The organism is Streptomyces sp. NPDC005195 (genome assembly GCF_040608315.1).
GTDB lineage: Bacteria > Actinomycetota > Actinomycetes > Streptomycetales > Streptomycetaceae > Streptomyces > Streptomyces kaempferi.
Map to the genome: position 1 here is coordinate 104,046 of NZ_JBEXHZ010000023.1, position 8,049 is coordinate 112,094.

9 protein-coding genes are annotated in these 8,049 nt (G+C 72.3%); 6 read left to right on the forward strand and 3 right to left on the reverse strand.

Features of this window, described 5'->3' with window-relative positions; all coding sequences use genetic code 11:
- Positions 1–104 precede the first annotated feature (104 nt).
- Positions 105–407: a hypothetical protein gene (locus ABZV34_RS23205; protein WP_356279725.1), complete on the reverse strand. Its 303-nt coding sequence runs from the start codon at positions 405–407 to the stop codon at positions 105–107.
- A 1,028-nt stretch (positions 408–1,435) separates the two neighbouring features.
- Between ABZV34_RS23205 and ABZV34_RS23210 the strand changes: the two genes are divergently transcribed.
- From ABZV34_RS23210 to ABZV34_RS23230, 5 genes are all read left to right on the forward strand, one after another.
- Positions 1,436–2,260: a PPK2 family polyphosphate kinase gene (locus ABZV34_RS23210; protein ID WP_356279748.1), complete on the forward strand. Its 825-nt coding sequence runs from the start codon at positions 1,436–1,438 to the stop codon at positions 2,258–2,260.
- Positions 2,261–2,407: 147 nt separating this feature from the next.
- Positions 2,408–3,232 (forward strand): SDR family oxidoreductase, encoded by an 825-nt coding sequence (locus ABZV34_RS23215; RefSeq protein WP_356279727.1) that lies wholly within the window; start codon positions 2,408–2,410, stop codon positions 3,230–3,232.
- Between the two features lie 130 nt (positions 3,233–3,362).
- On the forward strand, positions 3,363–4,238 hold the full coding sequence (locus ABZV34_RS23220; protein ID WP_356279730.1) for a polysaccharide deacetylase family protein: 876 nt from the start codon (positions 3,363–3,365) through the stop codon (positions 4,236–4,238).
- A gap of 31 nt (positions 4,239–4,269) precedes the next feature.
- Positions 4,270–4,449 (forward strand): hypothetical protein, encoded by a 180-nt coding sequence (locus ABZV34_RS23225; RefSeq protein ID WP_356279733.1) that lies wholly within the window; start codon positions 4,270–4,272, stop codon positions 4,447–4,449.
- A 215-nt stretch (positions 4,450–4,664) separates the two neighbouring features.
- On the forward strand, positions 4,665–5,393 hold the full coding sequence (locus tag ABZV34_RS23230; RefSeq protein ID WP_356279736.1) for a peptidyl-tRNA hydrolase: 729 nt from the start codon (positions 4,665–4,667) through the stop codon (positions 5,391–5,393).
- Between the two features lie 154 nt (positions 5,394–5,547).
- On the opposite strand, the gene ABZV34_RS23235 is transcribed toward ABZV34_RS23230, so the two are convergent.
- Together ABZV34_RS23235 and ABZV34_RS23240 are read right to left on the reverse strand one after the other, a co-directional pair.
- The gene (locus ABZV34_RS23235) at positions 5,548–5,913 is read right to left on the reverse strand and encodes a darcynin family protein (protein ID WP_356279750.1); all 366 of its coding nucleotides are present in this window, start codon (positions 5,911–5,913) and stop codon (positions 5,548–5,550) included.
- A gap of 76 nt (positions 5,914–5,989) precedes the next feature.
- Positions 5,990–6,883, reverse strand: a complete 894-nt coding sequence (locus ABZV34_RS23240; RefSeq protein ID WP_356279739.1) for an NAD(P)H-binding protein — start codon at positions 6,881–6,883, stop codon at positions 5,990–5,992.
- A 107-nt stretch (positions 6,884–6,990) separates the two neighbouring features.
- Here ABZV34_RS23240 and ABZV34_RS23245 point away from each other — a divergent pair, with 107 nt between their 5' ends.
- Entirely contained in the window at positions 6,991–7,944 is a 954-nt protein-coding gene (locus ABZV34_RS23245) for a LysR family transcriptional regulator (protein WP_356279742.1), read from the forward strand.
- Positions 7,945–8,049 lie beyond the last annotated feature (105 nt).

The window sequence follows — 8,049 nt, forward strand, 5'->3', positions numbered from 1 at the left end:
CGAGCCGTGCGGCAACGGACCGCTCGGCGACGGACCGTTGGGCGACAGGCAGGAGCCGGAGTCGTTGCCGACTCCGGCTCCCGGTGCGCTGTTTCTCTCAGGTGTCAGCAGTCGCCGCCCCAGCCGCCGCCACCCCAGCCGCCGCCGTGGCCGCCGCCACCCCAGCCGCCGCCGCCCCAACCGCCGCCGCCGTAGCCGCCGCCCCAGCCGCCGCCGCCGTAACCGCCGTAGCCGCCGCCACCCCAGCCGCCGCCACCGTGGCCGCCCCAGTTGTAGTCGGATGCCACTGCTTGGGTGTGACTGGTGGTGGTGGCGGCACTCGCTATGCTCGCTCCACCGATGGCCAGGGCCAGAGTGGCGAACAGGCTGGCGAGCAGCCTGAAGATCGTTACTTTCTTTACCCGCATGGTGCTTTCCCTTCCAGGGGGCGTTGACGGGTCCATGTCCTGGTGACCGCGTTGACGCTCAGCGCGGGTGAGGCACTGAGACGTCTGCGAGAGGGCCCGGTACATCGGCCGTGGAATGAACGGGAGTTGCCGTCGTCGACTCACACGCGACAAGCGTGGCATCGGGCCCACCGAGGCCTCTGCGTTCAGCAGACCTCGCGGCGGGACACCCGTTCCGTCGAACAGTTCGGCGACCATCTGGCCGTCGATCAGGAGAGGAAATTGTCCGCCCTATACCAGGTAAAAGGCGGCTATCTCGTTTGATCTCCATCCAACCTAGACATACCGGACAGGGAAGTCAAACCGAGCGAAACGGCCACCGGCGCCGGGAAACCGCACCGTACCCCGCCCCCAATTCACTCGCGCCATCGCGCAATTGAGGTGCGCCGGGACCGGCCCCGCCGGCTCCGATCGCCGCGCCCGATGGGACGCTCCCCCTGCCCCCCTCGCACGCATGCGGCGTACCGCCGTAAGGAGGACGACGCCGGAGAGTGTCCCGGCGCGCCGGCTGCCGGCCCTTGCCCCCGTCCACCGGTCCCGCTCACACAGCTACCGCGAACTCACGCTGCGTGTCGCCGAGTTGGCGGCGTACCGCTCGAAGCCGTCCCCCACCGCTCGAAGCTGTCCGCCGACGGCCGGCTCGCCCGGCGTCCGCGGGCCACCGGGGACGTACCGCGCCGCAGCGCACCGATCGTCCATGCCCACCGATCACGGCACCGGCACCGGCACCCACTCGACCGGACCGCGACACCCCACGCCCGCCGCGCCGTATGCCGAGCCACATCACCACATCACCACGTCGCCACGTCGGGAGCCCGAGCCGTGAGTAGCGGGGCCCGCGCTCCCGACGCACCATCGAGGGACACGGCCGGAAGGGGTGCGCGGTGGGCGAGAAGGACGGCAGAGAGGGCAGCGGGCCGAAGAAGGCGGGCGGACGGGAGAAGGCGGGCGGCCCGCAGGAGCCCGAGGGGCCCGCCCGGGTCAGTGCGCTGCTGCGCCTTCCGGACGGCGACGGCGTCGACCTGACCTCGTACGACGCCCGGGACACCCCCGCCTGGCAGGACGGCAAGGCCGCCGGTCTGGCCGCCACCGAGGACATGCGCCAGGGCCTCGCCGACCTGCAGGAACGCCTGTGGGCGGCGAGCACGGCGGGCGACCGGCGGCGGGTGCTGTTGATCCTGCAGGGCATGGACACCAGCGGTAAGGGCGGCGCCGTGAAGCACGTCGTCGGGATGTTCAACCCGGCCGGCTGCCGTATCCGCGCCTTCAAGGCGCCGACTCCCGAGGAACGCAAGCACTCCTTCCTGTGGCGGATCAGGCGGGCGCTGCCCGAAGCGGGCGAGATCGGCATCTTCGACCGTTCGCACTACGAGGACGTCCTGGTCGCCCGGGTCCGCGGGCTGGCTCCGCACAAGGAGATCGCTCGCCGCTACCGGGAGATCAACCGTTTCGAGGAGTCCCTCGCCGACGACGGCGTCACCGTCGTGAAGTGCTTCCTGCACCTCTCCTACGACCAGCAGCGCCGCCGTCTGCTGCGCCGCCTCGACAATCCGGCCAAGCACTGGAAGTTCAGCGCCGGCGACATCGAGGACCGCGCGCTGTGGCCCGAGTACCGCGAGGCGTACGAGATCGCGCTCGACCGCTGCTCCACACCCCGGGCGCCGTGGTTCGTGGTTCCCGCCGACCGCAAGTGGTACCGGAACTGGGCGATCGGCACGCTGCTCCTGGAGCACCTCGAAGCGCTGGACCCGCGGTACCCGAAGGCCGACTTCGACGTGACGGAGTACCGGAATCAGCTGCTGAAGAGCGTTTGATCCACATCGGCGGGGGCTACTCGGCGCTTTCCGGGGCAGCCCACCGCGGCCGGAGTTGCCATGGAGCGCACTCCAAGGTGTTCGCTGGCGCGAGAAGCATCACGGCGTCTCGACGGAGTGGGCGCCGGGTTTCACGAGGAGCACACCATGACGCAGAAGATCTGGTTCATCACCGGTGCCTCACGGGGCTTCGGCCGGGAGTGGGCGATCGCGGCGCTGGAGCGCGGCGACTCGGTGGCCGCCACGGCCCGCGATCTGTCCACCCTGGACGATCTCTCCGCGACCTACGGGGAGCGGTTCCTGCCCCTGCGGCTCGACGTCACGGACCGGGACGCCGACTTCGCCGCCGTGCGCCAGGCGCACGAGCGGTTCGGACGTCTCGACGTGGTGGTCAACAACGCCGGCTACGGTCACTTCGGAATGGTCGAGGAGCTCACGGAGGCGGAAGCCCGCGCGCAGCTGGAGACGAACCTGTTCGGGGCGCTGTGGGTCACCCAGGCGGCACTGCCGTTCCTGCGCGAGCAGGGCAGCGGTCACATCCTGCAGGTCTCCTCCATCGGCGGCATCAGCGCGTTCCCGCTGGTCGGCATCTACCACGCGTCGAAGTGGGCGCTCGAGGGGATCAGCCAGTCGCTGGCCCAGGAGGTGGCGCCGTTCGGCATCAAGGTCACCCTGATCGAGCCCGGCGGATTCGCCACCGACTGGGCCGGATCCTCGTCGAGCACGTCCCAGCAGCTGCCGGCGTACGCCGAGTACCACGAGCAGGTGCAGGCACAGCGCCGTGCGCGCGTGGGCACCCCGGGGGACCCGCAGGCGTCCGCCGCGGCCGTGCTGGAACTCGTGGACGCCGCCGAGCCGCCCCTTCGCTGCTTCTTCGGCACGGCCCCGCTGGGCATCGCGAAGGCCGACTACGAGCAGCGTCTGGCGACGTGGGAGAAGTGGCAGCCGGTGGCGGAGCTCGCCCAGGGCTGAGCGACGACGCCGGGTCGGCGCGGGCAGCCGGTCGGCCCGAGGCAGCCGGACGGGTGGCTTCAGTGCCGCGGTCGACCCACTCATTTCATCGACGACCCGATGGTCACATTTACCTAGATATCTTCGTCCCGTGTTGATTCCAGTACGACGCATCGTCGCGACCTGCGCCCTCGGGGCCCTAGGAGTCGCCCTAGCTGCCTGCGGAACCTCGGAGGCTCCCGGGGCCCGGGCCCCGAAGCCGGCCCCGCCGGGTCCCCCGGCGTCGGCCTCCGGCAGCGCCGTGCCTCCACGGCCGCCCACGCTGGCCCCGGGCCCGGGCGGGCTGACCCCTGTCTTCACGAACGGCCCGCGCACCCGGGGCAGAACTGTGGCCCTGACCTTCGATGCGGACATGACGGCCGACCAGGGACCCCGGGCGGCGGGCGGGGAGCACTTCGACAATCCGCGGCTGATCAACACGCTCCGCGCGTTCAAGGTGCCGGCGACCGTGTTCATGACGGGGCGCTGGGCCGACCAGTACCCGGCGGAAGCGAGGGCCGTCGGGCGGGACCCCCTCTTCGAGGTCGCGAACCACTCGTACAGCCACTACGCCTTCACCAAGGACTGCTACGGGCTGCCGACCGTCGCCAAGGACAGGATGCGGGCCGACGTGGAAAGGGCCTACGCCGCGTTCAGGAGGGCGGGCGTGCCCCACCCGATGCCGTACTTCCGCTTCCCCGGCGGGTGCTACGACCAGCAGGCGCTGCGGACCCTGAGCGCGACCGGGGTGACCGCCGTGCAGTGGGACGTGGTGAGCGGGGACGCGTTCGCCACCGACTCCGACGCCGTGGCCCGGCAGGTGCTCGAGGGGGTGAGGCCCGGGTCCGTCGTCGTCATGCACTGCACACGGAGTGCGGCTCCGGCGACCGAGCGGGCTCTGCGCACGATCGTCCCCGAACTACGGAAGAGGGGTTTCCGCTTCGTCAAGGTGTCCGAACTGATCGGAGCGGCGAACCAGCACCGGTAGGCACCCCGGCCGTCCGCCGTACGCTGGGCCCATGAGCGAGGACAACCGCACCTCCCCGGGCACGCCGACCGCCCCCGCCGTGGCCGGCCCGCCGTTCGCCGAGTGTGTGCTGTGCCAAAAGCCGACGGAGTACCCGGAGTCCTACAAGGGGATCACGCTCTGCCCGGTCTGCGCGTGGCAGGAGGCACAGCGGACGGCCTGCTCCGGGTGACGTCGAGGTCGGCGCCGCACGGGATCCAGGAGCCCCGGAGCCCGTAACGGCGCCCGACGCCCGTGAGTCGTGGAGCGCGTTGTTCATGCGGTCGTCCTCGCGCGGGCCAGGGCCTGTCCGGCGGTTTCCGCCGTCGCGGGGCGGACGGGAACGGCCGGACGGCCCCGGGGCGGCACGCGCCGAAGAACGGATCTTCCGCCTGGCACACTGGGGAGGTGAGCAGCGACCCCACCCCCTCCGGCGACAGTCCCTTCCGCAACGAGCGCATCGCGCGCGACGAGGCACCTCAGTTCGTACTGCCCATGGTCGTGCGCATCGAGAAGACCGCTCCCCCGGCGCGGACGGACGCGCTGGAGACCGCGGCCCGCGCCGTGCTGACGATCCTCGCCGACGAGCGGTCGCTGGGGGACGGCGAGTGGGCGCAGGCCATGCTGGACTGGCAGGACGCCCGGATCCGCAAGGTCGTGCGCCGGGCGCGTGGTGCGGAGTGGCGGCGGGCCGAGGCGCTGCCGGGCATCACGGTGACCGGGAAGTCGGCCGAGGTACGGGTCTTCCCGCCGGTCCCGCTGGACGGCTGGCCGAAGGATCTCGCCCGGCTCCAGGTGTCCGGTACGGATCTCGACGATCCGGAGCCACCGGTGGACACCGACACCACCGGACCGACGCTGTGGCTCAACCCCCATCTCGACATGTCCGCCGGCAAGACGATGGCGCAGGCCGGGCACGGCGCCCAACTGGCCTGGTGGGAGCTGTCGGACGCGGAACGGGCGGCCTGGCGCGACGCCGGTCTCCCGCTCGCGGTCCGCACGGCGGAGAAGGACCGCTGGGGTGAACTCGTCGTGTCCGGGATGCCGTTGGTCCGCGACGCGGGCTTCACGGAGATCGCGCCCGGGGAGACCGTCGTGGTCGAAGGGGTGGACCGCGTCAGGTCGCTCGCGCGCTGACGACGGTAGGAATGGACCGCTTCAGGTCGCTCCCACGCTGACGACGGTCGCGCGCGGCCCGCTTCCCCGCGCCGCGCCCGCCGCGCCCGCCGCGCGCCGACGCCCTCGGCCCGGTGGAGCCGGAGGACATGGGCGGCGCTTCACGGACGGTCGATCAGGTGGTGATGGTGGCGACCGGGTCGATGCCGTAGGTCCGGGCGTAGCCGTTCTCGGTGCCGACGAGGAGGTCGACGATCTCGAAGTACCGGTCCCAGAACGGGGTTTCGCGCAGCGCGTCGACGAGGAGGTGGTAGGCCTCGTGGTCGTCGGCCTCCCAGACCCAGACGTCGGTGACGCGGGTGGAGTAGAACTCCGTGTCGTAGAAGCGTGACCGAACGCCGGTGGTCCTGGCCCTGATCGCGGGGACGACCTGGGTGGCGAAGGCGTCAACCCGTTCCCGAGGGGTCATGGCGAGCCACTCGGGTGTGGTCTTGATGAGCATGAACGCGGTGACCGGTGGCGCGGATTCCTCGGCGGGCATGACGGGCGACTCCGAAGTGGTGGACGGTTTCGGTGTGGTGGGCATCCCGGGTCCTGGTGAGGGGGCGGGCGCGTCATCAGGAGAGGACGGCGGGCCCGAGGGTCTGGGCGCACCACTGTGCGAAGGTGGTGGGAGAGGCGGTGTCCGGGGTGCGGACGACGCCCGCGTCGAGGCCTTCGTCCTTGGCCCGCTTCATGTCGACGATGCCCTGGACGAACGTCTCGTCGAGGCCGTGGCCGACGAGGGTGGTGTACAGCTCGCCGAGCGGACGGCGTTCGTAGCGGACGGGACGGCCGAGCCGCTCGCTCATGATGCGGGCCAGGTCGTCGGGGGACAGGTCCTGCGGCCCGAGGACCGGGACGCTGTCGTTGCCGGTCCACGAGCGGTCGAGCAACAGCCCGGCGGCGACGGCCGCGAGGTCGGCGACGGCGACGAGGGGGGCCTTGCGTCCGGCGTCGACGACGTCGGTGAAGACGCCCTTCTCCCGGATCGTTCCGGCCTCCTCCAGGAGGTTCTCGAAGAACGAGGGGCTGGCCAGGGCCCGGTACGCGACGCCGGTGCCGGCGATGAGGTCGTCCATGGCGAGGGACGCGGTGACGAGTCCCGCGCGGCCGGCGGCCGGGGTCCCGCGGCCGAGCGCGGAGACGCCGACGACGTGGCCGACACCGTGGGCGACGAGGGCCTTCGTGGCGGGGCCGGTGAAGCCGCAGTAGGCGTCGTGCGGGGGCAGGGAGGCGTCCGGGGGAACGAGCCAGAACACGGCGTCGGCACCCTCGAAGGCCCGGTCGACGACCTCGGCGTCGCCGTGCGAGCCGGTGATCACCTCGACGCGTTCGCGGACCGCGTCGGGCAGCCGGGCGGGGTCGCGTACGACGACGCGCAGTTCCTCGTCGTGGGCGGGGGCGGACTCCAGGAGCAGGGGCAGCAGACGGCGGCCGATGTTCCCGGTGGGAGCAGTGATGACGATCATGAAAACCTCGTGGGTCGTGCCGGATCGGTACGTCCCTCATCCTGCGGAGGACCTCGGTGTTGCCACAATGGGAACTTCAGCAGGGAATCATTGCCCGAAATGGAATTATGCCGATGAGCAGCAGCCCAGAGCCCGTCCTCGACGCCAATCTCGCCGTCGCCCTGAACGCGCTGCTGGCCGAGCAGAGCGTCACCCGCGCCGCCGCCCGCCTGCACACGTCCCCCGCCGCCATGAGCCGCACCCTCGCCCGCCTGCGGCGCGTCCTCCAGGACCCCCTCCTGGTCCGGGCCGGTCAGACCATGGTCCCCACTCCCCGCGCGCAGGCCCTGCGCGACGAGGCCGCCACGGTGGTGCGCCGCCTCGGCGCGCTGCTCGCTCCCGGCGCCGGCGTCGACCCCGCCGTCCTGCACGGCACCTTCACCCTCCAGGCGGCCGACCTGGTCGGCGCGGCACTGGCTCCCGGGCTCCTGCGCCTGGCCGGGCAGGAGGCGCCGGGGGTCTCGTTGCGGTTCCGGGCCGAGGAGTGGGAAGCCGGGCCGGCCCTCCGCGACGGCCGGATCGACCTGGAGGTCGGATCCATCGACCACGTCGACCCCGAGACGCGGGTCGAGCACCTGGTCACCCTCCGGATGGCGGCGGCCGTCCGGTCCGGCCACCCCCTCACCGAGGGCCCCCTGACGCCGGACCGGCTCGCCGCCGCCGAGCACGTCGTGGTGAGCCGCCGCGGCCGGTTCACCGGCCCTCTGGACACCGCCCTGGCCGAGCGGAACCTCCACCGGCGGGTCGCCGTCGTCCTCCCTGGTCACCTGGCCGCGATGACCCTCGCGGCCCGCAGCGACGTCGTCTGTCTCGTCCCCACCGCGCCCCCCGGCGCCGACTGCTCCCCCCTGACCGAGGCCGCCACCGCCCTCGGCCTGCGCCTCCTCGACATCCCGCTGCCCCTGCCGCCCCTGGCCATCGGCATGGCGTGGCACCCCCGCCACGCGGCCGACGGCGGCCACCACTGGCTCCGCGGCGCGGTCCGCCGGACCCTGCACGCATCCGGCGGCCGGACCGCCTGAAGCGGTCCGGTGACTCCGGTCCTCCCGAGGGGCATGACCTGCGCCCTCGAAAACGACAAGGCGGCCCTCCCGACCGCCGGTCCGACCGGGCCCGCCGCACCGGCC

Excerpts from the sequence above, each read along its gene's own strand:
- ABZV34_RS23205 (WP_356279725.1), bottom strand. The coding sequence starts at position 407 with ATGCGGGTAAAGAAAGTAACGATCTTCAGGCTGCTCGCCAGCCTGTTC.
- ABZV34_RS23215 (WP_356279727.1), top strand. The coding sequence starts at position 2,408 with ATGACGCAGAAGATCTGGTTCATCACCGGTGCCTCACGGGGCTTCGGC.
- ABZV34_RS23225 (WP_356279733.1), top strand. The coding sequence starts at position 4,270 with ATGAGCGAGGACAACCGCACCTCCCCGGGCACGCCGACCGCCCCCGCC.
- ABZV34_RS23235 (WP_356279750.1), bottom strand. The coding sequence starts at position 5,913 with ATGCCCGCCGAGGAATCCGCGCCACCGGTCACCGCGTTCATGCTCATC.
- ABZV34_RS23240 (WP_356279739.1), bottom strand. The coding sequence starts at position 6,883 with ATGATCGTCATCACTGCTCCCACCGGGAACATCGGCCGCCGTCTGCTG.
- ABZV34_RS23245 (WP_356279742.1), top strand. The coding sequence starts at position 6,991 with ATGCCGATGAGCAGCAGCCCAGAGCCCGTCCTCGACGCCAATCTCGCC.